Genomic DNA, 22,589 nt, shown 5'->3' on the forward strand with positions numbered 1-22,589 from the left:
TGTGAAACGCCTCACCGACATGGGAAGACATGAAGGACCGCCAAGGCCGTGTCATTCCCGATCTTGTATCCGTTCGTCGCAATGCGCGTAGCTGATACAAAGCGTTACAATCCCGGTGCTGACCGCGCGCCGCCACACTGCCAAATGAGAAGTATGAACAGTTTGCCGCATATCCTCGTCGTCGACGATCACCGCCAGATCCGGGACTCGGTCACGCGATTTCTGGAACGCAATGGCATGCGGGCGACGGCGGCCAAGGATGCCCGGGAGATGGACGAAAAGCTCGCGAAAGGTCACTTCGACCTGATGGTGCTCGACGTCATGATGCCGGGCGAGGACGGGCTTTCGATCTGCAAGCGCCTGTCGGCCGAGAAACGGCTTCCGATCATCATGCTCACGGCCCTCGGGCAGGATCAGGACCGGATCGTGGGCCTCGAGATCGGCGCGGACGACTATCTGCCGAAACCGTTCAACCCCCGCGAGCTGTTGGCACGGATCAAGGCGGTCCTGCGCCGCGCGCCCGAGGAGAGACGCGAGGCCGGGCCGCTTTCGGGGCGCATCCTGCGGTTCGGCGGACTGACGCTCGATACCGACGCGCACATGCTGACCGACCGGGACGGCAATCGCGTGCAACTGACGACGGCGGATTTCCGGCTGTTGACGGTCCTTCTGGCGCGTCCGCGCACGGTTCTGAGCCGCGAGCAGCTTCTCGACCTCACGGCCGGGCGCGCGGCGGGGCCGCTCGATCGTACGATCGACAACCAGATCAGCCGGCTGCGGCGCAAGATCGAGATGGACCCGTTGCGCCCGACGCTCATCACCACCGTGCGAAGCCAGGGCTACAGTCTGAACGCCGATGTCGAGGTGGTCGAATGACCCGGCCGCGGATAGGCAGCCTGCGCGCGCAACTCGTGCTTCTCATCCTCGGGGCCCTGGGCCTAGCGCAGGTGGTGAGCCTGTGGCTCTTCGCGGACGAGCGCAGCCTTGCCGTCCGCGCCGCCCTGGGTTTCGAGGCGGCCGGGCGCGCCGCCAATGTTGTGCGGCTGCTGGAGGAAGCGCCGCCCGATCTGTCCGTGTCCATCGTGCGTGCGGCGAATTCGCCGCTTGTGCGGTTCGATCTTGCGCCCTCACCAAGCGTGACCGCGCCCGACCATCATCACGCAGACTATATCGAAACGCGGGTCCGGACCTTGCTTGGCGACAGGTTCAGTCGCGACATCAGGGTCAACCTGAGTGAAACGGCCGTTCCCCTGCACCCGATCCCTAACCTGTCTCCGGAAATGGCCCAGATGCATCAGGAAATGATGCGCGGCCGGATGCAGGCGGTCGAGATGACCCTGTCCATCGCGCTCTCCGGCGGCCAGTGGCTGAACGTCGACACCCTGTTCGAACGCCCGCCATTGCAATGGCCGCTATCGTCCTTTCTCGCCTTCGGGCTGACGGCCTCGTTGATCCTCGTCGCGGCGTTCTGGTTCGTGATGACCCGCCTGACCGGCCCATTGCGTAATCTGTCGCGCGCCGCCGAGGACCTGGGGCGCGGCGACGCGGGTGAGCCGTTGCCTGTCGCCGGTCCCGACGAGGTGCGCGATCTCACCCGCGCGTTCAATCGCATGCAGGATCGGCTGACGCGATTTGTCGCGGACCGCACCCGCATTCTCGCCGCGGTCAGCCATGACCTGCGCTCGCCGCTCACGGCGATGCGGTTCGATGCAGAACTCGTCGAAGACGAGGAGACCCGCGAGAGCCTGGTCGCGTCCATCGACGAGATGCAGGCCATGGCCGAGGCCACGCTCGACTTCGCCGAAGGGCTGGCCGGGCGCGAAGCCTCGGACGTCGTCGATGTGTCCGCCTGGCTCGAAACCCTGGCAGACGACAAGGCCACCCCGTTCGAAATGACCGGCGGCCCGGCGATGACGGTGCGCATTCGCCCGCTCGCCCTGCGCAGGGCCGTTCGCAACCTTGTCGAGAACGCCACCCGCTACGGGGGCGGCGCCACGGTCGGCTGGCACCGCGCGGGCGACGATCTGGTGATCGAGATCACCGATGATGGCCCTGGCATACCCGAGGAAGAGCTCGACGAGGTCTTTGCGCCGTTTCATCGGCTGGAGGCGTCCCGCTCGCTCGAAACCGGGGGGCACGGGCTGGGCCTTGCCATCGCGCGGGCGATCGTGCGCGGACACGGGGGCGACGTCCGGCTGAAAAATCGTGCCGAAGGCGGGCTGAAGGCATCCATCTTCATCCCGCTGGCGGAGGACGCACCCATCAACAACAGCAAACAACGGAAGGAGACCTGAAAATGACACGCACGGCAATCTGGACAACCATCGGGCTTGCGGCGCCGACACTGGCCGCCGCGAGCCCCGGGGAAAATTGGCAAGGAGGATATGGTCACATGATGTGGGATGGCGGGTACGGCATGTTCGGCGGGCTGATGATGATCCTGTTCTGGGGTGTCGTCATCGCCCTGATTGTTTTTGCCGTGAAATGGTTCACCGACAATCAGGGCGGCGGAAATCGCGGAAAGCGCGATGCGGTGGACATCCTGCGCGAACGCTTCGCTTCGGGCGAGATCGACGAGGAAGAGTTCGACCGGCGGCGAAAGGCGCTGGAAAAGTGAGGCCGGCACTCGGCCGTTCCCGCCGCGGCGGGAATGGTCGAAACCATTGCCACGAAAAGCAGCGCCTGCCGCACCCCGAAACAGGTGAGGCACGTGCGTTCAAGGCTGGCCGGCGATGTCCCGTTCTTCCCCAACGGCATCGTCGAGCGCCGCCATGACCACGTCCGGGGTCAGCAGTTCCGGCAGGACGATGCCGTGCGGGGCGGCCGGACCATAGACCGCATTGAACGGAATACCGTAACGGTCGAAGCTTTCCAGATAGCGCGAAATCGCCGGATCGGGCCGCGTCCAGTCGGCTTGCATGGGGGTGACGCCCTCGGCCGCAAGCGCCGAGACAACCGGTTCGCGGTCCAGCACGAGCGCCTTGTTTGCCTTGCACGTCAGGCACCAATCGGCCGTGACGTCCACGAACACGACCTCGCCCCTCGAGACACGGCGGGCGATCTCGGCCCTGTCGAAGCGCACCCACTCGGTCACCTGAGACGAAAGCGCGCGGGGCGTTGATGTGTCGGCCAGATCTCCCGCCGCGAAGAGTATGATCCCCACGAGGGGCAGCGCGAGCCCGGCACGAACTGTGCACCGCAGCCTCGACAACGACAGCAGCATCACGAGACCGGCGGTCATCCCGAGGACCGCGAGCATCGTGGTCGTGCCGGCCACGCCCCGCAGCACCCAGACCAGCCAAGCCGCGGTGACGGCCAGCAAAAGGCCCAGCATCACCCGAAGCGCGATCATCCACCGCCCCGGCCTGGGGAGGTGACGGACCAGACCGGGGCGGGCCGCGACCAGCAGGTAGGGGGCGGCGAGCCCCAGCCCGAGGAAGGTGAAGACCAGCGCGATATCCACGCCGCGCCCGGCCAGCGCGAAGGCAATCGCGGTCCCGAGAAAGGGTGCGGAGCAGGGCGTGGCCAGCACCGCGGCGAAGGCACCGGTCAGGAAATCGCCAACATGCCCCCCGGCGCCGCCGGCCCGCGCAAGCCGGGTCTGCAGGCTTGGAGGCAGGCTGATCTCGAAGGCGCCCGCGAGGTTCGCCGCGAAGATGGCGAGGATGGCCACCATCAGCGCAAGGAAGACCGGGTTCTGGAATTGTAGGCCCCAGCCAACGGTGACCCCCGCCTGCCGCAGCGCGAAAAGGACTGCGGCGAGGCCCCACATGAAGGCCATGACCCCCGCGGCCGAGGCGAGGAAGCCCCATCGCACGCGCGCGCGACCGGCACCTTCCAGCTTCATGGCAGAGGACAGCTTTATCGACAGCACCGGCAGTACGCAGGGCATGACGTTCAGGATCACCCCGCCCAGGAAGGCCGTCAGGGCGATCCAGACCATGCTGGAAAGCGGCGCGGTGGTGCGGGCTTCGGTGTAGGGCGGGGGCGGCGCGGTCGCGACCCTGTCCGGCGTCACGGTCACGGCCCAGCCATCGGTGTCGGTCGCGGTGAGCGATATCGCGGCCGTTGGATCGGCGGGCGGCGATATGATGGGCAGGCGCGCCCAGAGCAGATCGCCATCCTCACCCAGCCTGATGTCAGGGGTTCCGAGAGAGGCACCTTCGCCCAGTTCCGGGAACACATCCGGCGCCTCGAAGGGCGAGGAGCGCCGCAGCGTCACGGTCAGCGCGGTTACGTCGGCATCGACATGCGCGGTGGCGGACCGAATGCCCCCGTCTTCCGCCCCAACCGGGACGCGACCCGCGTAATCGGCGATGCGCGCCGCGCTGTCCGGGTCGATCGACGTGCCTTGGGGCAGGTCCAGCGACAGGCTGAAATCCTGCGGCACGCAAACATCGGAGCAGGTCAGCAGCGTCACCGAGGCGGAGAGATGGGCAGGCTGGCCCGGCTGTTCCAGCGCGATGCGCAGCGGAAAGACGACCTCGCCGTGATAGCCGTAATTCTCGATGCCGAAGGCAGTGAACCGCTCGGGCGCGGGCCATTGAAATTCGACCTCGGCCACGTTGCGCGACCCGGTCCAGTCGATTTCGGGTGGGAAGCCCACCTCGCCGGGTGTGCGCCAATAGGTTTTCCAGCCCTCGCCAAGCGCCAGCGCCAGCCCCGCCGAAACCGTCCCCGCGCCGGGCGCGATGCCGTTTTCGGCCGTGATGAGCTGCGCGCTGACCGCCGGTGTCGCCGCTCGTTCCGATGTCGCAGCCAGAATTGCCACCGACGAGGCGACAAGAGACAAGACGCTCAATGCGATCGTCGCGGCACACTGTCTGCTCGATCTGTTCAGCATATCCTTTGCCAGCCGTCGTCGAGTTCGATAGCGATCACGCTGCGCAACACGGCGTCCGTGATTTCGCCTTGGATGACAGTGCCGCCAACCACCATGGCCGGCGTGCCGATGAAGCCGAATATCCGGGAAAGCGCCTTGCTGACCATGAGGTCTTCGGCGACATCCTGGCTTTGCATGTCATTTATCAGGCGCTCACCATCAATTCCGACGGTCTCGGACAATCGCAGAAGATAGTCGCGTGTCGGCTGAAACGGCGTCGTCCACAGAGCTTGCTGAAATGCGAGATAAGCACCCTGGCGTTTTGCTGCCAAAGCCGCTCTCGCCGCACGGTCAGAGCCTTCGCCGAGAAGCGGTAGCTCGTGCCAGGAAATCGCAACGCCGCTATCAAGCTGTTCGGCAATATCTGCCAAGCGCCGCATCTGCACGCGACAGTAGGGGCAGTAATAGTCCGAAAACGACGCGATCGGTACGGTCGACGGATCTTCTGCCACATCCGCGTAAAGCGCATTGCAAAGATCGGCTTCTACGGCCGCGATGGTTTCCGCTCTCAACCCGTCGTCTTGGGCTTCAAGGCCGACAAATGGGTCGAATGCGCCGGACGAGGAACTTCCGCCCGTTATCCTCCGGAAGCCTTCTGGATTCGCCAAAGGCTCAAACTCAGGCAGACCCGAGAAACGATCCAACAGGGAAGGAAGCGCCTGAAAGCCGACAACAACGCCCGCAGCGACGCCGAGAAAGGCAAGTGTCGAACGCCTGGATGTCATGGCAATTCCTGCGATCCGATGGCGAGGGCGTCGAATCCATAGCCGACCCGCCCATCATCGCAAGCGAGGGTGACGACACCGTCCGGGCCGGTCCGGATCGCGCGGCATCCATCCGGAAGCGTGAACGCCGCGCCGCGCGTTGACAGCGTGGCGTCGGTATTCAGGCACTGCCGCACTCCCGCTCCGCAACCGGCCAGTGCAAGAAGGCCAACCAGCGCCAGTTTCGGGCGCGCGCCGTGGATCATTACCGTGCAATCAGCGCGGGGCATGGACCGGGACAACCGCCGGGCCTTGTTCGGGGTTCTCGTCCGGGGTCTTCTCCCGGGGATTTGCGGTGTTGTCGTGGCAGGATCTGCCCATCATCCGATGCATCACGACATGCGCCCCGAGGCACAGCGCCAGAGGCGCCAAAAGCCCAAGATTGCTCGCAAGCCCGCCAAGCGTTCCGCCCGCCACAAGCAAGGCGCCGAGCGGGACGAGCATCACGGCACAACAAGCCATCATGCCAAGCTTCATTCCGGCACCACCCGATAGCAGAGTCCGTGGGTTCCAGGCCATCATGTCCTCCAAATCCATTAACGGGCCGAACGATAGGTGCCTCTGCCGGGTAAAGGTCAAGGATACATTTGGATACAATAAACACGGGGCTATCCGGTTGTAACGTGACTGAGAGCCGGTAGAAAAATCCTCAAGTATCGAGCGGTCTGAAACCACAGTGCCCTGACCGGCGCCTAGTTGGAGTGGAACAGATCAAAGGCAAGAAAAGGGCAAGGAACGTGGACAAACTCGGGCTTCTCATCGGTGGTGTCTTTGCTGCCGGGCTTGGCGTGGCGATCTGGCAATTCATGCAACCGGTCGAGCAACCGGCAGGGACCATGGTCCACCCGGACCCAACAGCAATAAGCGAGTTGGCTCAGGGCGCGCCCATCGTCGAGGTTCGGCTTCCCGAACAGTTGTCGCCCGAGGCGGCGATCGGTCAACGCGCCTTCGAAACCGCGTGCGCGGCTTGTCATGGGGCAAACGCGGCTGGTCAGAACGGTGTCGCGCCGCCGCTGATCCACCGCACATACGAACCGAGCCATCATTCCGACGAGGCCTTTCAGATGGCGGTTCGGAACGGCGTACGCGCGCATCACTGGCCCTTTGGCAACATGCCCCCGGTCGAGGGCCTGACTCGCGCCGACGTTCAGTATATCGCCCGCTACATCCGCGAGGTGCAGCGCGAGAACGGGATCAATTGATGCGGGTGCTGTCGTTTTTTTCCGCGCGCGGGGGACTGGTTGCGGTGCTCATGATGGTGCTTGCAATCCTTGCCGCGCCGACGTCAGGACTTGCCGGCACGCCGGATGCGCATTCAGAGATCGTCGCGGACGGCGATGTCGCGAATGCCGGGCACGCTGCGCATGAGGACACGCTTGACCGCTCCTGCCATCCCGACCCGTCCTGTTCCCCGGCCGCCATTTTGATGACCCGACCCTTATTCGGGGCACACGGTTTCCGGGCCGTGCGTCAGCCGCTCGCGAAAACAGCAATAGGCGGGAGAAATGCGCCCGTGGATCTTCCACCCCCGCGCGCCTGGGCCTTGTCACGACAGCATTCCCTGAAAGACACCCAGACATGAGAGACCAAGACATGATCAAGACACTTCTGACCGGCACGGCGCTCGTGGCCAGCCTCACCGCTTCCGTGGCCCTGGCCGATGCAGGGCACGGCAGCGGTATCGGAGAACCCGGCGACGCCGCACAGGTCGACCGCACCATCACCATCGAAATGGACGAGATGAAATACAGCCCCGAAAGCATCGAGGTCGCACCCGGCGAGACGATCCGCTTCGAAGTCGTGAATGTCGGGCGCGCCGTGCACGAGTTCAACATCGGCACCAGCGAAACGTGGAACGGGCATCGCGGCGAAATGCGCACCATGATGCGGGAAGGCATGATGACGATGCGCAGCATCAATCATGACCGCATGATGGAAGCCGGGATGATGCATGACGATGCCAACAGCGTCCTGCTGGAGCCGGGCGATACGGGCGAAGTCATCTGGACCTTCCCCGAAGGTGGCGAGATCGGATTCGCCTGCAACGTGCCCGGTCACCGCGAGGCCGGCATGGTTGGCGATTTCCGGATGGGCCACGACTCCTGACGCTCAAACGACAAGGGGGTGGGCGAGACTCTCGCCCGCCTCGACACTGTTGAGGAGGTATTGGCCATGCTGACACGACGCGCCTTTATCGGACAGACCGCCGCCACTCTGGGCATGGTGATGAGCGGTCGGCAGGTGCTTGCCGCCTCTCATGCGCCCGCGATCCTGACAGCGCGCGAAGCCACGGTCCAGCTTGCCCCCGACGGTTATCCGGCGACACCCATCTGGGGGTATGAGGGCCGCGCGCCCGGCCCGGCCATCCGGGTGCGCCGGGGCGAACGGGTGCAGCGGCGGCTGGTCAACAACCTGCCGGAGCCGACCTCCATCCATTGGCACGGCATCCGCATCGACAACGCGATGGACGGTGTCTCGGGCCTGACGCAAGAGGCCGTCGCGCCGGGTCAGGCTTTCGACTATGATTTCGTGGCGCCCGATGCCGGAACCTACTGGTACCACGCGCATAACCGGTCCTGGGTGCAGGTCGCCCGCGGCCTGCATGGGCCGCTGATCGTGGAAGAGGCCGAGCCGCCGCAGGTGGATCGCGAGGAGACCCTCGTACTCGACGACTGGCTGCTCGACCCCGAAACGGCGCTGATTGACGAGAGTTTCGACAATCCCATGCGCATGAGCCATGGCGGCCGGATCGGAAACCTGATCACCACGAACGGTCAATTCGATCCTGCAATCCCGGTAGAGCGGCACACGCGTCTGCGTCTGCGGCTCATCAACGTATCGAACGCGCGGATCTTTCCATTGCAGCTCGCAGGGTTGCGGGGCTGGACGGTCGCGCTCGACGGCATGCCGCTTGCCACCCCCGAGCCGCTGGAGGGCGTGCTCGTCCTCGCCCCGGCGCAGCGCGCGGACCTGATCGTCGATGTGACGGCCGAGGCGGGCGAGACAGCCCATCTCGTGCGGCTCGGCAATGACGACCGCCCGGCCTCTCAGGTGGCATTCCCCGTCTCGGCCAGCGCCGCGCGGACCCCGCGAGCGGCACCCGCGGCGTTGCCGCCCAATTCCGTCAGCGGCCTCGGGTCGCTGGCCGATGCCCGTCCTTTGCGGCTGGTGATGTCGGGCGGCGCCATGGGGCGAATGAATAGTGCCGTGCTGGGCGGAGAGCGCCTGGGCTTTCGCGACCTCGCGGCGCGGGGGCGGTTCTGGGCCTTCAACGACATGGCAGAGATGACGCAGGCCCCGCTGGCCGATCTTTCCCTTGGCGAGCGGGTGCGGCTGGAGATCGTCAACGAAACCGTCTTTCCCCACGCCATGCATCTGCACGGGATGCATTTCCGCGAAATCCGCGACGGCAGACCCGCAGGCCCGATGCGCGACACGCTCCTCGTGGCCGCACAAGAGACGCGCGAGATCGGCTTCGTCGCCGACAATCCGGGCGACTGGCTGTTTCACTGCCACATGCTCAGCCATGCGGAAAGCGGCATGATGACATGGGTGCGCTTGACATGAAGGCCTGGGTGATGATCGCCGCGCCCGTGGCGCTTGGCCTTGCGGGGGCCGGGGCGTGGTTGGCGCTGCGTGACGCGCCGCAGGCCGCCATAGACCCTGCCGTGCCGGTGATGCCGGCGACGGTGGATATCGCGCAGGGCGAAGCGCTTTATGCCCAGAACTGCGCCGCCTGTCACGGCGCCAACCTCGAAGGACAGCCGGACTGGCGAACCCCCGATGCGGATGGGCGTCTGCCCGCGCCGCCTCACGATGAAACCGGGCACACATGGCACCATCCCGACCGGATGCTGTTTGAATACACGAAACTCGGCGGACGCGAGGCCCTGGCCCGGCAAGGCGTGGAATTCGACAGCGGCATGCCCGGTTTCGACGACGTCCTGACGGATCGCGAGATCTGGAACATCCTCGCCTACATCCAATCAACCTGGCCCGAGCGCGAACGCGCCGCGCAGGCCGAACGCACGGCCGCCGATCTGGCAAACGGAGGAAATTGACATGAAGAATTACATTTCAATGATGGCGATGGCGCTTTTCCTTGCGCTGCCCTTGCAGGCAGCGGCGCAGGACATCTCGGAGGACAGGGTGCGCGAGCTGGTGCTTGAGACGATCCGCGAAAACCCCGAGATCGTCATGGAGGCCGTCGCGATCCTCGAAGCCCGGCAGGCCGAGGCACAGGCGGCGTCGCAAGCCGAGGTCCTCTCCCGCGAACGTGACACGCTGGAACGCGACCCCAATGCGCCGGTCCTGGGCAATCCGGAGGGCGATGTCACGGTGGTGGAGTTCTTCGACTACAATTGTCCCTATTGCCGTCGTGCCAAGCCCGAGATCGAGGCCCTGCTGGCCGCCGATCCGGATGTTCGCCTTGTCTATCGTGAATGGCCGATCCTCGGCGAAGGGTCGGTGTTTGCTGCCCGTGCCGCGCTGGCCGCGCGCGAACAGGGGCTTTACGAAGACTTCCATTGGGCGCTGATGGGCATGAGCGGCCGCGCCGAGGAGTCGTCCGTCCTTCGGATCGCGGAAGACATCGGCCTGGACGTCGCGCAATTGCGCCGCGACATGGAAGCGCCGGAGATCGACGCACATATCGAAACTTCGATGCGCCTGGCGCAGGTCCTCGGCATCACGGGCACACCATCCTTCGTGATCGGCGACGCCCTTGTGCCCGGTGTCGTGGATGCCGAGCAGTTGCAAACGCTCGTCACCGATGCGCGAGAACCGGAACAATGAACGCGGCCGGAAAGACGGGCCTGACGCGCCGCCATTTCATCATCACCGCAACCGCCCTATTTTCGCCGCCCATCTCGGGGCCGCTTCTGGCGGATAGCTGGCCGAGCGAGGCGCAGAAAAGCGCATGGGATGCCGAGGTCACGCCGCCCTTCTTCAACCTTGAGATATCCAATCCCTGGGGGCTCGATCCGCGATTTCTTCCGCAACGGGTCGAGGCGCGGGCAGGCCTTGTTCCGGGGAACATTCACGTCGATGCCATCGCGCGCTACCTTTATCACATCGAGGAGGGCGGGACGGCCATGCGCTATGGCGTGGCCATCGCACGCGGCAATCTCTACGAACCCGGCACCTACACGATCCGGCGCAAGGTGCGCTGGCCGCACTGGACCCCGACGCGCTCGATGATCGAACGGGATCCGGAACTGTACGCAGATGTCGAAGACGGAATGGAGCCGGGTCCTGACAATCCGCTCGGCGCGCGTGCCCTGTATCTCTACGTGGGCGATCGCGACACCTATCTGCGCATTCACGGCTCGCCCCAGCCCCGCTCTATCGGGGGCCGCGCGAGTTCGGGCTGCGTGCGGATGGTCAATGCCCATGCCATTGCGCTCTACCCGCTGGTCGAAACCGGGGTGACGGCGTATCTGCATCCGCCTGAGGACTACGTCGGCGCACACAGTTGAGTACGAAATTCGAGGCGCCCGAGAGACGCTGGCGAAGCCACTGCGCGAAAGGACCGGATTTGGGACGAAAATTCATCAATAGCTTGGCATTGTCGGCCCTTCTGGGCGGATGCACCGCTGTCGTCGGCACCGAAGACTCGGCCCCCGATCCCGTCCCCGAGCAGGTTGTGGCCCTGGCAGCCCCTTACCAGGATGTCTCGACGGCGCGCCTTCTGCCACGTGACGGGTGCTACTGGTATCTCCACCAGGGGCCGGTCGAAGCCACCCTCTTGCCGCTCAGAACCATCGACGGGCGACCGATCTGCGCTGCGCGAGAGTAGAGGGCGGCGCCGCTATCGGCCTGGGTTATTCCGTCCTCGCTCGATCTCCAGAGCCTACGACCCGGCGCCACACCGATTCGCGACAGAGGGCGGACAAGAAGTCTTCCTTTGGCAAGCCTGCGAAGATGTTTGCCTCGGTGACAACAGCATCGCAGTGATACCGGCACTATGTTCTGGTCATGAATCCTGTAAATATTAAAATAAACATAAACTTCATTATGCGACTTTATACTTAGCGTTGCGATAGTATATTATTGTATGTATGCTGAACTCCTATCACGGAGGCTCCACAGCATGCGCCATTTACTCAAAAAGCTCCTCCCCTCGGTCGCAGTCGCTTTGACCGTGACAGGTTCTTCGCTGCCAATACCTGCCCGCGCGCAGACATACCCGATCGATTGCGCGATCCTCTTGTGCCTGTCTGGCGGCTGGCCTGCTTCCGTCCCTTGCGCCCGAGCCCGCGCCGAATTTATCCGGCGGATTACACCTTGGCCGGTCGAACCACCGCTGCAAATCTGGCGCTGTCCCATGGGCGCCTCCTACGAGAACGATCGGTTACAAAACAACGCTGGCGGCATCTTTGAAGCCTTGTACCGAACGGACAGCCGTCGACCGCTTCAATCCTTGCTAGTAGATAATCTCGTTCCCACCGACCTCGCCCTGCGGCTCGTTCAGGACCGCGCGGACATCGATATCAGCGGGCCAGAGTTCAATTTCGTGCGGTCCATCCGCGTCTTCGATGTACGGTATGCACGACAGCACGAGTCCGGGCGCGATGGGGATTGTAACCGAAGCGCGACCGTGGTCCTCGGCACCTACGGGACCCAAGGCGATTTCTCATGGCAGCGATCTTCGATAACTGCCATGCCCGAGGCCCATGTGGGACTTGAACGTTGGGGCGAGCATTGCCCTGGCATTTATCACCGATCCGTCTTCGTCGATTGGCGTGACTATGACGGCAACTACGGGTTCGAGCAGGTGAACTACTGACCTGCCGCCACGTAGATTTGTCATGGAAGACGGCTTCTTTGGCTTGCACGACCGCACCGCATACGCTTCGCGGTCCACATGCTGTTTGGCGTTTAGGCAAACACCGCGGGTTCGCTCTGTTCACCCGTCGTCGCTTCTTCCGATCCTCGTCAGCGCATCGAAGTCGATTTCTTGCTTCTGTTCGTCACTTATATCCGGCCGGGTTTCCGATACCGGCTGGGGCCCTTGGACGTCCCACATCACCGCATGTGAGCCTGTACTCCAGCGATAAACCCAACCAACAACACTGCACCCATCGGTACCGATCAGATTGGCGATCGCGACGCCCTCACCCCTATCATCGTTCACTGTTTACTGACTTCCTGCACTGTGGCGCTGCGAATTGCGGCGTGGGATTGCAGAGCGTTCACTACGACCGCGCGCCGGGCTTCTTTGATGTTGGCTACCTGGTCCTCGATGAGGAAATGATCATCAGACCGGGAAAGTGGGTTCCCGTGTTCTCAACAATTCATTGGCTTCAAATCCTGTGGTCGGGCTCCGTGGCGGCTTCAACGATCGCCAGAACCTCGAACGGGTCAAAGCCGATGGCGCGCGCCAAGACGACCAGCTCGACAACGTCGACCCGGCGCTGGCCGCTCTCAAGGCGGGCAATAAGGGACTGGTGGCATCTGAGCCTGTCTGCCAGGTCTTTCTGACCAAGGCCCGCTTTGACACGGGCGTCGACCAACGCCTGACAGAGTGCCACTTGTCCCTTGCTTCTGATTGTCTTTGCCACGCGTCACATACCTTTTGTGACGTCGCTAGCGGATGAAATCTGTTATCTAAAAAGTAGATATATGAGGGTGTTATCGGCGTCTGGTTTCCATGGGCTGCAAGTCTGATGCTCCCGAGGTTGCCCATCAATCCCCTACCAATTGTAGAAATCGGCCGTAGTCCTCACTGACCTCCCTCGCTTCCTCGAACGCGCGGGCGCGTTCGCCGTCGAGGCACCGGAAGTAGCTCTGGATATCCTGAATGTAATCTTCGAAGTCCCCGCGGATGATGTCCGCATAGTCCCGCGCCGCCTGCGAATCGCTTGGCAGGAAAGGACGGACCGGGGCGAAGCAGGATTCCGCCAAAACCGGCCCAGGAACGCAGATCAGAAGGGCCATAGCTTGCAATGGGAGCAGGCATGTCAACCTTGGGTTTCTCAAACCTGTTATCTCCTTGATCGCGGACACTGGCCGTGACTAGTGTTTGCGTGACCAAACTACAGCTGAAGCACGATATTACATCTTGCGGTTGATAGTATACTATCGTAACTCTGGGCTTCAAGTGGGAATGCCTGGGGTCGCGCCATTGGAGAAAGCGTGAGCCGGGCCATGAACTGGGACATCGAAGCACCAAATGTGGTTACGGAAGCCAGGTTCCGCGAACTCGTGGAAAGCGGCTATAGCGCTGAAATCCTATGCCAGGAGTCAGCACATAAGAAAGGCCCCAGCTATTACGGGGTCTGGATCATGCGCGTTGTCTCTGATGATAGCGTGGAAAAGCTCCTCGTCACCGCCCGCACGCGGACGACCTACAACGATATCAAGATCCGCGAGTTCAAGACGATCTCCGGCGTGGTGTCTTTCTTCATTGGCCTTGGCTTTGCGCATGTCGACCTGCCGCTTGAAGCGGGGACAAGCCGGACCCACAAACTCGCGCCGTCAGACAAAGCCCCATCAGACAAGGGCGCTGGCAGCTAACCTCGTCTGTCTCTGGCTGGTCGCAGCACCTGCCTCAGCGCAAATGGTCCTGGTCATGGAGAGCGACGGCTCTCTGACCCCGTCCCGCTCCCAAAGCAGCTTTGCTCGAAACTACAATGACGGCATCGGTCAGGGTTCGGCCTCCGATGGGATCGCGATCTTCGGCGAGGTAGAGGCCGAGCAAGAGGGCGTCCAAGTCGCGGCCCTTGCCCGCCCGACTCCCCTGCCCCGCGGAGATGTCCTCTCCGGGATTCAGACCACGGCCTTGCGCTATGCCGGCCATCCCGGCCTGCGTCGCGCAGGGCTTTCCGTGACGGATTGGCTGGCTCTCTATCGGGCCAATATCGAGGTTGAGAGCGCCTACCGGCAGGATGCGTTTTCAAGTGCAGGTGCCATTGGCCTTGGTCAATTGATGCCAGCGACGGCGCGTGATCTGGGCGTCGACCCGCGTGATCCGCTGCAGAACCTCGACGGCTCCGCCCGCTACCTCGCGATGATGCTGGAGACGTTCGGCGATCCGCATCTGGCGCTGGCGGCCTACAACGCGGGGCCGGACGCCGTGCGCCAACACGGTGGCATTCCCCCTTACCGAGAAACCCAGAACCACGTGGCCCGCGTCATGGCCGTCGTGGCCCGATTGGAAGGATCAAATTCATGAAACAGATCTCAAACCTCTTTGTCGCCTCGCTGGCGCTATTCCTGCTGATTGCCGAACCCGCCCTCGCCCAGAGCATTGATCTCTCCCCGATCCAGAGCCTGTTACAGGGCATTGTCGACGCGCTGACCGGCCCACTTGGCGTTGTCATCGCGACGCTTGCCGTTCTGGGGGTCTTTCTCAGCTGGTTCTTCAACATCATAGATCTGCGCCAGGCGCTCTGGGTCCTCGTGGGCATCGCTGGTGTTGCCGCCGCCCCCACCATCGTTGCCGCGGTCTTTGCCGGTGGCTGAGCGCGCGCCTCTCTTTCTCGGCCTCGTGCGCCCGCCGAAGCTTCTGGGCCTGCCCATCATGTACGCGATGGTCTGGCTCTTCGGTTCGGTGCTCTTGTTCGTCTGGGTCCAGCACATCGGGGTGCTGGGCGTGGCCGCCCTTCTTTATCCGGTGCTGTGGAAGGCCGCAGATTGGGACCCGCGTTTCATCGACGTGATGATGACGGCCCTGCAGGAGACACCGCCCACGCGCAACAGGTCCATCCATGGCGGGGACAGCTATGCCCCGTGATGACGCCCGTGATGCTGCGCTCGATGCCCGCACAATGACGCCAGACTGGTATGCGCGCGAGACCCGCCTCGCGCATATGCTGCCCTATGTGAGCCTCGTTGACGACCAGACCGTGCGGACCCGGGTGAACGAACTCTTCCGGTGCATCCGGCTCGAGGGGATCAACAGCTACACGACCGACGATGCCTATCTCGACAAGGTGACGGCGCTCTTTGCCCGCATCGTCGCGCAGCTCGGGCCGGAATTCAGCTATTACGTCCACAAGGTCTCCAAGGCCATCAAACCTGATCTCGACCCGATCCGTGAGGACAGCTTCGCAGGCGAGGTTGACCGGCGCTGGCGCGCGAAACTCGAGACCAGCGGACTCCGCGACAAGACCCTGACGCTCACCGTCATTCACCGCCCGCCCCCGAAAAGCCTCCTGCCGTTCCTCGGCCGCAGCGCGCCGGACCGGCTGAGAGAGGAGACCCGCAAGCGCCTGCAGCGCCTCGGTGAGGCAGTGAACGTCTTTCTGTCTGGCCTCGCCGAGCTGAAGCCGCGCTTGCTGTCGGCCGCATCGGGGGAATTGGTGGGGTTTCTGGGCGCGCTGAACACAGGCACCGAGCTGCCGCTCTACCCGGCAAACACCTACGGCTTTTTGTCCTTCAACGTCGCCAATACCCGCGTGACGTTTCAGGGGGACCATTTCGAGCTCTCGGAAGGCGTCGTGGGCCATCGCTACGGCAAGAGTTTCACCATCGGGGAATACGCCGAGGCCACCTCCTGCACCATGTTCGACATGCTGAACCTGCCGGTCGACATGATCGTGACGCACTCCTTCACGCCGATCAACTCAAACGTGATGGCGGGCCGCATCAAGCGGCAAAAGCGCCAGATGCAGGCCAGCCAGGACGCAGCCCTCTCACTCCTGGAAGCCCTCGACATCGCCGCCGATGATCTCGAGGCCAAGCGCCAAAGCTTCGGCGAGCATCACATGGTCGTGACGCTCTTTTGCGACACGCTCGAAGAACTGCAAACCCTCAGCGCCGAGATCGTGAACGCCGCCGCAACCGAAGGCGTGAAGATGATTGGCGAGCGGGTCGCGGCCAAGGCGCATTACCTCAGCCAGCACCCCGGCAACCAGCCCAAGCGCGTGCGCGCCAGCGCCGTCACCAATCGCAACTTCGCGGATTTTGCGGCCTTCCACCGGACACAGCTCGGCAAACCTGCAGCACTTACCCCCTGGGGCCGGGTCGTCACCTATCTGCCCACGCCGGAGCAGAGCGCCTACCGGTTTTCCTATCACGAGCAGGGATCGCCCGACAAAGAACCGACCAGCGGCCATACCCTGATCATGGGGCGGCCCGGGTCGGGCAAATCGGTGCTGTCGGCCTTCCTGATGACCCAAGCCCGTCGCGCAGGGGCGCGGATCTTCGTCTTCGATTACCGTCTTGGTATGGAGATGGCGGTCCGCGCCAATGGCGGGCGCTACGCGTCCCTGAACGCCGGCCAGCCCACAGGCCTCAATCCGCTCTGGACCGAGACCGATGCGCGGGGCACCGCCTGGCTCTCGGACTGGCTTGCCACCCTGCTCTACCGCGCCGACAAGCCCCTGACGCCCGCACAGACCAACCGCATCCAGGAAGTCGTGCGCCAGAATGCCCAGGCCTCCAATCCGGCCCTGCGGAACTGGCGGGATTTCGCATCGCTTTTTGTGTCTACGGATGACGGCGGCGATCTGCACCAGCGCCTGCTCGAGTGGACCGAAGACGGCCGCTACGGCTGGATCTTCGGGCAGAGCCTCGAGGACACGTTCTCGCTCAAGGGCGATGTCGTGGGCTTCGATCTGACCGGCATTCTCGACAGCGAGGCCGACAAGGAACGGATGGCGGTCCTTTCCTATCTCTTCCGTCGGGTCGAGCGCGAGATCGAGGACCGCCGCCCCACCATCATCGTGATCGACGAGGCCTGGAAGGCGCTCGACAACGCATATTTTGCCGAACGGTTGTCGAACTGGCTCGTGACCGCGCGCAAGCAGAACACGGTTGCCGTGATGATGACGCAATACGCAAGCCAGCTAGAGCGCACCCGGACCGGCAAGACCATCGTCGAAGCCGTTCCGACGCAAATCCTGCTTCCGAACATCCGCGCCCATGCGGCCGACTACGCGATGCTGAACCTCTATGAGAAGGAACTCGACGTGCTTCTCAACACTGGCAGCGACAGCCGCTTGGCCCTCATCCGCGACGACCAGGGCTCGATCGTCATTGATGCCGATCTGAGCGCCCTCGGGCCCAATCTCACCATCCTCGGCGGCATGGAAAAGGGCGAAGCGCTTGTCGGCGCCGATTACCGCGACCGCCCGGACTTCTGGAGGCTTTCATGATCCGTATTCTTATCGCTTTGGCTGCGCTCGGCGCGCTGGCCTCCTGCACCCAGTACCGGGAGCCGCAGGCGAACTGCTTCACATTCCTTGCGTCCACGGCACCCGTCGCGCCTGATTGCCACTTCACGCCCCTTGGCACCCCGGAGGGCGACGTTGAAGTCTAGCCTGCCTCATATCCTCGCATTTTGCTTGCTGCCCGGTCTCGGCTTCGCCCAAGGCGTGCCGACCAATGACAGTGGGCTGACCGCGCGTGACATCGTCGAGACCGGCGATCGCGAGGCTGACTTGGCCGTTCAGTCGGACAAGCTTGCCGTGCGCGAACTCATTGCCGAGATTGAACGGGAGCAGCTGGAAACCCTGCAACGCATCCTTGATGCCCAGACCAGCTTCGGCGGTCAGGGCCTACCCGCGATGGTTTCAGGGCTGGAAAACGGAAGCGGCGATCCAGCCCGTTCCGTCGAAGCGGTCTACGGCAATGCCGACATCGACCCCAATCCCGGCGGCGCACAGATGTTTGGCGATGCGGCGGAAAACATCGAGCAGCTCATCATCCGCGTCGCCCGGGAAACCAGCGGATTAGCGGGCGTGGGCCGCGCGGGCCTCTCCCCAGTCCAATGGCGAGCCCTGCTGCAGGCTCTCATCTGGCAGGAAAGCCGCTTCACCATCGGCGCCCGCTCGCCGGTCGGCGCATTTGGCCTCACCCAGATCATGCCCGGCACCGCCAGCGATCTTGGTATCAACCCGGAATATTATGACAGCCCCTACCTGCAGGTGCATGGCGGCGCGCGGTATCTGGCGGCCCAGCTCAACACCTTTGACGGCAATATCATCAACGCCCTCGCGGCCTACAACGCCGGACCCGGTCGCGTGTTCGAATATGGGGGCGTGCCACCCTTCCGCGAGACCCAGCACTACGTTCAGGTCATCCCCGAACGCTACAATCTCTACCTGGGCCGCATCGGCGGGATCGAAGCGCTCGGTACGATCGACCCCGCGCTTCTGGCAAATGCAAACCTCTCCCTCACGGGTCATGGGGCGGCCTTTTATGGCAACAACTCACCCGCTGCGATCAGGCAGGCCGCCCTGCGCATTGCGGATATCGTCGAGCGGATTTCCGAAACGGAAGACGTGCAGGAAAGCATCGCGCTCAACACCTATGCCCGCGCCGAACTCGTGCGCCTCGTCGCTGCCCGCGTCCGGCTGCAGGCCGCCCGCACGCGCGTGCTCTCCGCCGAAGAGCTGGCCCAGGCCAGCGCCCGCATGGCCGAAGGCGTGTTCATGGATTTTACGATCAGGGAGATTGAATAATGGGACATCTGCTCTTGAGGACAGCTTTGGCCACGACACTTGGCGTTGGCTTGCAGTTCAGCGCCCTACCCCCTGCCGCAGCACAAGGTGTACCGGTCGTCGACACCCAGAACATCGCGCAAAACATCCAGCAGCTACGGCAGATGATCGAAGACGAGATCCTGCAAAACGAGCAGCTGACGCAGCTCCGCGAACAGCTTGCCACACTCACGGATCAACTCGCGGAGCTGCAAAGAACCTATGAAGCGCTCACCCGCCTCGCCGAGCTTCCAGAAATCATCCGGACGGAAATGGAAGACGAGTTGAACGGTCTGCTCGACCAAGAGTTCGGGGACATCCTCGCCACGATTGAGGCGATCAAGACTGGGGATTTCTCGGGCCTCTCGGGCTCCGGCGCAGGCGAAATCGAAACCCAGATGGATCGGGTGCTGGCCGATCTCGGATTTGACGATGACACCCTCTCGGAAATGGCCACGAGCGGCAATCCCGGGGCCAACCGCGTGGCAACACAAGCCACGACCGGCGCGCTCGTCTCGGCGGCGGCCCAGAACAGCTATGAGGATGCCGGCCAATCGCTCGAGCGGGTAGACCGCCTTGTCGGGCTCATTGACGACATGGAAGAGCTCAAGCAAAGCGTCGATCTCAACACGCGCGTGACAGCTGAATTGGCCATCGCCCTCGTGGCGATGTGGCAGCTGGAAGCGATTCAAACGGTGGGCGATGGCACCGGCGGCGTGATCGATGCCGCCACCATCGCCGAAGAGCAGCGCTTCATGGATTTCACGCTACCGGACCTCCGGGCAGACTGATCGTGGGGGCATGAATGGTGGCGACTGAACAAGAAATCATCGAGGAAGAACTGGTCTATGGTGCCTTACGCCGCGAACGGCTCTGGCAACGCCTTGGCCTGATGGGCCTTGTCTTCGGTATCATCGGCTGTCTGAGTGCCGCGGCTGTCTCGATCCTCGATGTCGACCCGCCCCCCGTCGTTGTCCCCTATGATCCCGCCACCGGCTTTGCACTCCCCGAGGCCTCGGTGGGCGCTTCCTCGGTGACCGCCAACCAAGCGATCATCGAGGCGGAGGTCTTCCGCTATGTGACCGACCGGGAGGTCTATAACCAGCTCGACAACGATCTGCGCATCCGCAGCGTTCTGCGCCGCTCGGACGGGGCCGCCGAGAGCGGGTTGCGCCAGATCTGGAACAGCGCCAACGAGAATTACCCGCCGACCGTCTATGGCCCCAACGCCAGGCTCGACGTGGAAATCCTCAGCATCAACCGGATCGGATCCAACCGCGCCACCGTGCGCTTGCGTAAGCGGCTGACCTCCATCAACGGCACCCAGACCGGGCTCTTCACCGCCACGCTTCTCTTCGAGTTCCGCCCCGAAACCCGTCGCTCCATCGATGAGGTCTGGACCAATCCCTTCGGCTTCACCGTCCTCGAATATTCCATCCGCTCCGACAGATTGGAGAACTGACGTTGTTGTTTATAAGATCGCTTATTTTTGTCATTGCCCTGTTGCCCGGCGTCGCCTCTGCCGAAGCCATCCCGCGTGGCGGTCCCAACGACAGCCGGGTGCGCTTGGCCACCTACCAGGAGGGTCAGGTCTACCGTCTCAGCGTGTCGCTCACCCATGTGACCACCATCGAGTTCGGCGAGGGCGAAAGCATCCGCTCGATCATCGCGGGCGACACCGAGGGCTTCGAGATCGACGGCGTCCCGGGCGGTCAGGCATTTGCAATCAAGCCCGTTGCGCGCGGTGTCCATACCAACGTGACCGTCTACACGAACAGGCGCAGCTACTATTTCAACGTCGAGGAGGTCCGCAGCCCGACCTTCTACGTGGTGCAGTTCCGCTATCCGGACGACGCTGCGCGCCCGACCCGGGCCATCGCGGCCCAAGCGCCAAACTACAACTACGGCGCCAGCGCGCGGACCGAGTTCACGCCAACCCGCATCTGGGATGACGGGACGTTCACGTATTTCGCGTTTCCGCGGAACGCACCTGTGCCAGCGATCTTCCGCTACGCGGGCGGCCGCGAGCGCACGGTCAACACGCAAACCCCTGAAGACGGCGTGATCCGCGTCAGCGGCGTGAACCGCCAATGGGTCCTGCGACTGGGCGAAGAGGTGGTCTGCATCGAGGCGATCCCACCCGCGGAGGCCGCCTCATGAGCGATACCGGGAACACCGAGCTGGAAAAGCGCCTCGCCGCCCTGGAGAAAGGCAGTGCCCGCGCCCCCATAGCGGCGCAGCGCCGGTCGCCCCTTCTCGCGCTGATCGTGATCCTCGTCATCGGCGCGGGTGGTGCCCTGCTTTATCTCCTCTCACAGCCCGACGAAGAGGAAGCCTTGCCGACGGCCACCCCGGACGTCTTCCAAAACGAGGGGGACGGCTTTGGCGCCATCGAGACCTTGCCCCCGCCCGAGCCCGAGGTTGTGTTCGTCGGACCAGACCCCGTTGAGCCCAATGCCGAGCTTCTGGCGCAGATCACCGCCCTGCAGGCCCAGATCGAGGAGTTGCGCAACGCCCCTGAACCAGTCGTCGAGGAAGACACCGCCGCCGCAGAGGCGATCGACGCGCTGACCGCTCAGATTGCGGCGCTGCAAGCCGCCTCGGAAGCAGCACAGCAACGATTTCAGGACGAACTGACGGCGCGGGATCGAAGTCTTGAACAACTCCGCATGGATCTGGAATTGGCCCAACTCGAGGCCAGCCGACCCCAACCCGCTCCAGCGGGCCCCACGGAAGATGAGCTGCGCGCACGCGAGGAAGAAGCCCGGCGCATGGCCGAGCTGGAGCGCCGCGCCGCGGAGGAACGCGCCTTCCAGGAGCGGCGCATCGCCTCTCCCACCATCGCTTTTGGCGGTGCCTCCGGAGCGAATGAAACGGCTCTGACCGAACGCACTTTTGGCGAGGTGACGGATTTCGTGCTGAACGGGGCGCTGCCCTCTACCGTGACGCAGGCCGAGGTGATCGCCAATCCCTCAAACACCGTCATCCAGGGCACCATGATCCAGGCCGTCATGGAAACCGCCCTCGACAGCTCCCTTCCCGGCCAGACCCGTGCCGTGGTGTCCGAGGATGTTTACAGCGTCGATGGCGCACGCCTCCTGATCCCGCGCGGATCCCGTCTCATCGGGCGCTACCGCGCCGGCGTCGATATCGCGCAGCGCCGCGTTACGATCGCCTGGGACCGGATCATCCTGCCCGCGGGCCAGACCGTCCAAATCAGCTCCTTCGGGGGTGATGAACTGGGCCGCTCCGGTGTCACCGGATTCGTGGACACACGCTTCGCGGAGCGTTTCGGGTCGGCCGCCCTGATCTCGCTGATTTCCGCCGCACCAAGTGCCGCCGCATCCGAGGTCCAGGATGAGACTGCCGCCGACGTTCTCGAAGACGTGGGCGATGATCTGGCAGATGCGACGGACAGCGTCATCGGCGACTATCTCTCAATCGGCCCCGTCATCTATGTCGACCAGGGCGCCCGCGTCACGGTCATGGTCGACCGCGATCTGGAGATATTCTGAG

At 63.7% G+C, this 22,589-nt stretch carries 30 protein-coding genes; 23 read left to right on the plus strand and 7 right to left on the minus strand.

Annotation, left to right across the window (positions count from 1 at the left end; all coding sequences use genetic code 11):
• Positions 1-153 precede the first annotated feature (153 nt).
• From HEP69_RS15080 to HEP69_RS15090, 3 genes are read left to right on the plus strand one after another with little or no spacing between them, the layout of a single operon-like run.
• Positions 154-876: a response regulator gene (locus HEP69_RS15080; RefSeq protein ID WP_136340155.1), complete on the plus strand. Its 723-nt coding sequence runs from the start codon at positions 154-156 to the stop codon at positions 874-876.
• Entirely contained in the window at positions 873-2,294 is a 1,422-nt protein-coding gene (locus HEP69_RS15085; RefSeq protein WP_290559362.1) for an ATP-binding protein, read from the plus strand. Before HEP69_RS15080 ends, HEP69_RS15085 begins: the two co-directional genes overlap by 4 nt.
• Positions 2,295-2,296: 2 nt before the next feature.
• A complete protein-coding gene (locus HEP69_RS15090; RefSeq protein WP_290559363.1) occupies positions 2,297-2,617 on the plus strand; it encodes an SHOCT domain-containing protein in 321 nt (106 codons plus the stop codon).
• 99 nt (positions 2,618-2,716) lie between these two features.
• Here the strand turns inward: HEP69_RS15090 and HEP69_RS15095 are convergent, their stop codons facing one another.
• The 4 genes from HEP69_RS15095 to HEP69_RS15110 are packed head-to-tail and all read right to left on the minus strand — an operon-like array spanning position 2,717 to position 6,123.
• On the minus strand, positions 2,717-4,843 hold the full coding sequence (locus HEP69_RS15095; RefSeq protein ID WP_290559364.1) for a protein-disulfide reductase DsbD domain-containing protein: 2,127 nt from the start codon (positions 4,841-4,843) through the stop codon (positions 2,717-2,719).
• Entirely contained in the window at positions 4,837-5,607 is a 771-nt protein-coding gene (locus HEP69_RS15100; protein WP_136340158.1) for a DsbA family protein, read from the minus strand. The genes HEP69_RS15095 and HEP69_RS15100 overlap by 7 nt, the downstream gene beginning before the upstream one ends.
• Positions 5,604-5,876 carry a hypothetical protein gene (locus HEP69_RS15105; RefSeq protein WP_290559365.1) on the minus strand — a complete coding sequence of 91 codons (273 nt, stop codon included), beginning with the start codon at positions 5,874-5,876 and terminating at the stop codon, positions 5,604-5,606. Before HEP69_RS15105 ends, HEP69_RS15100 begins: the two co-directional genes overlap by 4 nt.
• Complete coding sequence (locus HEP69_RS15110; protein ID WP_290559366.1) at positions 5,863-6,123, minus strand: DUF2933 domain-containing protein; 261 nt, start codon at positions 6,121-6,123, stop codon at positions 5,863-5,865. Before HEP69_RS15110 ends, HEP69_RS15105 begins: the two co-directional genes overlap by 14 nt.
• A gap of 260 nt (positions 6,124-6,383) precedes the next feature.
• Here HEP69_RS15110 and HEP69_RS15115 point away from each other — a divergent pair, with 260 nt between their 5' ends.
• From HEP69_RS15115 to HEP69_RS15155, 9 genes are all read left to right on the plus strand, one after another.
• A complete protein-coding gene (locus tag HEP69_RS15115) occupies positions 6,384-6,848 on the plus strand; it encodes a c-type cytochrome (RefSeq protein WP_290559367.1) in 465 nt (154 codons plus the stop codon).
• Positions 6,848-7,228 (plus strand): hypothetical protein, encoded by a 381-nt coding sequence (locus HEP69_RS15120; RefSeq protein ID WP_290559368.1) that lies wholly within the window; start codon positions 6,848-6,850, stop codon positions 7,226-7,228. The genes HEP69_RS15115 and HEP69_RS15120 overlap by 1 nt, the downstream gene beginning before the upstream one ends.
• A complete protein-coding gene (locus tag HEP69_RS15125) occupies positions 7,225-7,752 on the plus strand; it encodes a plastocyanin/azurin family copper-binding protein (protein WP_234216761.1) in 528 nt (175 codons plus the stop codon). Before HEP69_RS15120 ends, HEP69_RS15125 begins: the two co-directional genes overlap by 4 nt.
• A gap of 114 nt (positions 7,753-7,866) precedes the next feature.
• Positions 7,867-9,213 carry a multicopper oxidase family protein gene (locus HEP69_RS15130; protein ID WP_290559408.1) on the plus strand — a complete coding sequence of 449 codons (1,347 nt, stop codon included), beginning with the start codon at positions 7,867-7,869 and terminating at the stop codon, positions 9,211-9,213.
• A 110-nt stretch (positions 9,214-9,323) separates the two neighbouring features.
• Positions 9,324-9,707, plus strand: coding sequence for a cytochrome c (locus HEP69_RS15135; RefSeq protein ID WP_290559409.1), 384 nt, complete (start codon positions 9,324-9,326; stop codon positions 9,705-9,707).
• 1 nt (position 9,708) lies between these two features.
• Complete coding sequence (locus HEP69_RS15140) at positions 9,709-10,440, plus strand: DsbA family protein (RefSeq protein WP_136340165.1); 732 nt, start codon at positions 9,709-9,711, stop codon at positions 10,438-10,440.
• A complete protein-coding gene (locus HEP69_RS15145) occupies positions 10,437-11,123 on the plus strand; it encodes a L,D-transpeptidase (RefSeq protein ID WP_136340166.1) in 687 nt (228 codons plus the stop codon). The genes HEP69_RS15140 and HEP69_RS15145 overlap by 4 nt, the downstream gene beginning before the upstream one ends.
• A gap of 101 nt (positions 11,124-11,224) precedes the next feature.
• On the plus strand, positions 11,225-11,443 hold the full coding sequence (locus HEP69_RS15150) for a hypothetical protein (protein ID WP_254450081.1): 219 nt from the start codon (positions 11,225-11,227) through the stop codon (positions 11,441-11,443).
• A 294-nt stretch (positions 11,444-11,737) separates the two neighbouring features.
• Positions 11,738-12,433: a hypothetical protein gene (locus HEP69_RS15155; RefSeq protein ID WP_290559369.1), complete on the plus strand. Its 696-nt coding sequence runs from the start codon at positions 11,738-11,740 to the stop codon at positions 12,431-12,433.
• A 120-nt stretch (positions 12,434-12,553) separates the two neighbouring features.
• On the opposite strand, the gene HEP69_RS23770 is transcribed toward HEP69_RS15155, so the two are convergent.
• The 3 genes from HEP69_RS23770 to HEP69_RS15165 all read right to left on the minus strand — a co-directional run bounded on the left by HEP69_RS23770 (position 12,554) and on the right by HEP69_RS15165 (position 13,584).
• Positions 12,554-12,781: a hypothetical protein gene (locus HEP69_RS23770; RefSeq protein WP_092765222.1), complete on the minus strand. Its 228-nt coding sequence runs from the start codon at positions 12,779-12,781 to the stop codon at positions 12,554-12,556.
• Positions 12,782-12,950: 169 nt separating this feature from the next.
• The gene (locus HEP69_RS15160; protein WP_017470289.1) at positions 12,951-13,208 is read right to left on the minus strand and encodes a helix-turn-helix transcriptional regulator; all 258 of its coding nucleotides are present in this window, start codon (positions 13,206-13,208) and stop codon (positions 12,951-12,953) included.
• A 124-nt stretch (positions 13,209-13,332) separates the two neighbouring features.
• Positions 13,333-13,584: a hypothetical protein gene (locus tag HEP69_RS15165; RefSeq protein WP_149780677.1), complete on the minus strand. Its 252-nt coding sequence runs from the start codon at positions 13,582-13,584 to the stop codon at positions 13,333-13,335.
• 210 nt (positions 13,585-13,794) lie between these two features.
• Between HEP69_RS15165 and HEP69_RS15170 the strand changes: the two genes are divergently transcribed.
• Genes HEP69_RS15170 through HEP69_RS15220 form a run of 11 tightly spaced genes read left to right on the plus strand, consistent with a single transcriptional unit; the run spans position 13,795 to position 22,588 of the window.
• Complete coding sequence (locus HEP69_RS15170) at positions 13,795-14,163, plus strand: hypothetical protein (RefSeq protein WP_290559370.1); 369 nt, start codon at positions 13,795-13,797, stop codon at positions 14,161-14,163.
• Positions 14,164-14,206: 43 nt separating this feature from the next.
• Positions 14,207-14,821: a lytic transglycosylase domain-containing protein gene (locus tag HEP69_RS15175; RefSeq protein WP_290559371.1), complete on the plus strand. Its 615-nt coding sequence runs from the start codon at positions 14,207-14,209 to the stop codon at positions 14,819-14,821.
• Complete coding sequence (locus HEP69_RS15180; protein WP_009503803.1) at positions 14,818-15,111, plus strand: TrbC/VirB2 family protein; 294 nt, start codon at positions 14,818-14,820, stop codon at positions 15,109-15,111. Before HEP69_RS15175 ends, HEP69_RS15180 begins: the two co-directional genes overlap by 4 nt.
• The gene (locus tag HEP69_RS15185; protein ID WP_043772477.1) at positions 15,104-15,382 is read left to right on the plus strand and encodes a VirB3 family type IV secretion system protein; all 279 of its coding nucleotides are present in this window, start codon (positions 15,104-15,106) and stop codon (positions 15,380-15,382) included. The genes HEP69_RS15180 and HEP69_RS15185 overlap by 8 nt, the downstream gene beginning before the upstream one ends.
• Positions 15,372-17,747: a type IV secretion system DNA-binding domain-containing protein gene (locus HEP69_RS15190; RefSeq protein WP_290559372.1), complete on the plus strand. Its 2,376-nt coding sequence runs from the start codon at positions 15,372-15,374 to the stop codon at positions 17,745-17,747. The genes HEP69_RS15185 and HEP69_RS15190 overlap by 11 nt, the downstream gene beginning before the upstream one ends.
• On the plus strand, positions 17,744-17,911 hold the full coding sequence (locus HEP69_RS15195) for a hypothetical protein (RefSeq protein ID WP_198512017.1): 168 nt from the start codon (positions 17,744-17,746) through the stop codon (positions 17,909-17,911). The genes HEP69_RS15190 and HEP69_RS15195 overlap by 4 nt, the downstream gene beginning before the upstream one ends.
• Positions 17,901-19,055 carry a lytic transglycosylase domain-containing protein gene (locus tag HEP69_RS15200; protein ID WP_290559373.1) on the plus strand — a complete coding sequence of 385 codons (1,155 nt, stop codon included), beginning with the start codon at positions 17,901-17,903 and terminating at the stop codon, positions 19,053-19,055. Before HEP69_RS15195 ends, HEP69_RS15200 begins: the two co-directional genes overlap by 11 nt.
• On the plus strand, positions 19,055-19,864 hold the full coding sequence (locus tag HEP69_RS15205; protein ID WP_100269144.1) for a type IV secretion system protein: 810 nt from the start codon (positions 19,055-19,057) through the stop codon (positions 19,862-19,864). The genes HEP69_RS15200 and HEP69_RS15205 overlap by 1 nt, the downstream gene beginning before the upstream one ends.
• A gap of 14 nt (positions 19,865-19,878) precedes the next feature.
• Positions 19,879-20,535 carry a type IV secretion system protein gene (locus tag HEP69_RS15210; RefSeq protein ID WP_036783978.1) on the plus strand — a complete coding sequence of 219 codons (657 nt, stop codon included), beginning with the start codon at positions 19,879-19,881 and terminating at the stop codon, positions 20,533-20,535.
• Positions 20,536-20,537: 2 nt separating this feature from the next.
• Positions 20,538-21,233, plus strand: coding sequence for a TrbG/VirB9 family P-type conjugative transfer protein (locus HEP69_RS15215; RefSeq protein WP_290559374.1), 696 nt, complete (start codon positions 20,538-20,540; stop codon positions 21,231-21,233).
• Positions 21,230-22,588, plus strand: coding sequence for a TrbI/VirB10 family protein (locus tag HEP69_RS15220; protein WP_290559375.1), 1,359 nt, complete (start codon positions 21,230-21,232; stop codon positions 22,586-22,588). Before HEP69_RS15215 ends, HEP69_RS15220 begins: the two co-directional genes overlap by 4 nt.
• Position 22,589: the final 1 nt, after the last annotated feature.

The sequence above is a fragment of the Aestuariivita sp. genome, assembly GCF_021404545.1.
Taxonomy (GTDB): Bacteria; Pseudomonadota; Alphaproteobacteria; order Rhodobacterales; family Rhodobacteraceae; genus Aestuariivita.

Excerpts from the sequence above, each read along its gene's own strand:
- HEP69_RS15080 (WP_136340155.1), top strand. The coding sequence starts at position 154 with ATGAACAGTTTGCCGCATATCCTCGTCGTCGACGATCACCGCCAGATC.
- HEP69_RS15085 (WP_290559362.1), top strand. The coding sequence starts at position 873 with ATGACCCGGCCGCGGATAGGCAGCCTGCGCGCGCAACTCGTGCTTCTC.
- HEP69_RS15090 (WP_290559363.1), top strand. The coding sequence starts at position 2,297 with ATGACACGCACGGCAATCTGGACAACCATCGGGCTTGCGGCGCCGACA.
- HEP69_RS15095 (WP_290559364.1), bottom strand. The coding sequence starts at position 4,843 with ATGCTGAACAGATCGAGCAGACAGTGTGCCGCGACGATCGCATTGAGC.
- HEP69_RS15100 (WP_136340158.1), bottom strand. The coding sequence starts at position 5,607 with ATGACATCCAGGCGTTCGACACTTGCCTTTCTCGGCGTCGCTGCGGGC.
- HEP69_RS15105 (WP_290559365.1), bottom strand. The coding sequence starts at position 5,876 with ATGCCCCGCGCTGATTGCACGGTAATGATCCACGGCGCGCGCCCGAAA.
- HEP69_RS15110 (WP_290559366.1), bottom strand. The coding sequence starts at position 6,123 with ATGAAGCTTGGCATGATGGCTTGTTGTGCCGTGATGCTCGTCCCGCTC.
- HEP69_RS15120 (WP_290559368.1), top strand. The coding sequence starts at position 6,848 with ATGCGGGTGCTGTCGTTTTTTTCCGCGCGCGGGGGACTGGTTGCGGTG.
- HEP69_RS15125 (WP_234216761.1), top strand. The coding sequence starts at position 7,225 with ATGAGAGACCAAGACATGATCAAGACACTTCTGACCGGCACGGCGCTC.
- HEP69_RS15130 (WP_290559408.1), top strand. The coding sequence starts at position 7,867 with ATGGTGATGAGCGGTCGGCAGGTGCTTGCCGCCTCTCATGCGCCCGCG.
- HEP69_RS15135 (WP_290559409.1), top strand. The coding sequence starts at position 9,324 with ATGCCGGCGACGGTGGATATCGCGCAGGGCGAAGCGCTTTATGCCCAG.
- HEP69_RS15140 (WP_136340165.1), top strand. The coding sequence starts at position 9,709 with ATGAAGAATTACATTTCAATGATGGCGATGGCGCTTTTCCTTGCGCTG.
- HEP69_RS15145 (WP_136340166.1), top strand. The coding sequence starts at position 10,437 with ATGAACGCGGCCGGAAAGACGGGCCTGACGCGCCGCCATTTCATCATC.
- HEP69_RS15155 (WP_290559369.1), top strand. The coding sequence starts at position 11,738 with ATGCGCCATTTACTCAAAAAGCTCCTCCCCTCGGTCGCAGTCGCTTTG.
- HEP69_RS15165 (WP_149780677.1), bottom strand. The coding sequence starts at position 13,584 with ATGGCCCTTCTGATCTGCGTTCCTGGGCCGGTTTTGGCGGAATCCTGC.
- HEP69_RS15170 (WP_290559370.1), top strand. The coding sequence starts at position 13,795 with ATGAACTGGGACATCGAAGCACCAAATGTGGTTACGGAAGCCAGGTTC.
- HEP69_RS15175 (WP_290559371.1), top strand. The coding sequence starts at position 14,207 with ATGGTCCTGGTCATGGAGAGCGACGGCTCTCTGACCCCGTCCCGCTCC.
- HEP69_RS15180 (WP_009503803.1), top strand. The coding sequence starts at position 14,818 with ATGAAACAGATCTCAAACCTCTTTGTCGCCTCGCTGGCGCTATTCCTG.
- HEP69_RS15190 (WP_290559372.1), top strand. The coding sequence starts at position 15,372 with ATGCCCCGTGATGACGCCCGTGATGCTGCGCTCGATGCCCGCACAATG.
- HEP69_RS15195 (WP_198512017.1), top strand. The coding sequence starts at position 17,744 with ATGATCCGTATTCTTATCGCTTTGGCTGCGCTCGGCGCGCTGGCCTCC.
- HEP69_RS15205 (WP_100269144.1), top strand. The coding sequence starts at position 19,055 with ATGGGACATCTGCTCTTGAGGACAGCTTTGGCCACGACACTTGGCGTT.
- HEP69_RS15210 (WP_036783978.1), top strand. The coding sequence starts at position 19,879 with ATGGTGGCGACTGAACAAGAAATCATCGAGGAAGAACTGGTCTATGGT.
- HEP69_RS15220 (WP_290559375.1), top strand. The coding sequence starts at position 21,230 with ATGAGCGATACCGGGAACACCGAGCTGGAAAAGCGCCTCGCCGCCCTG.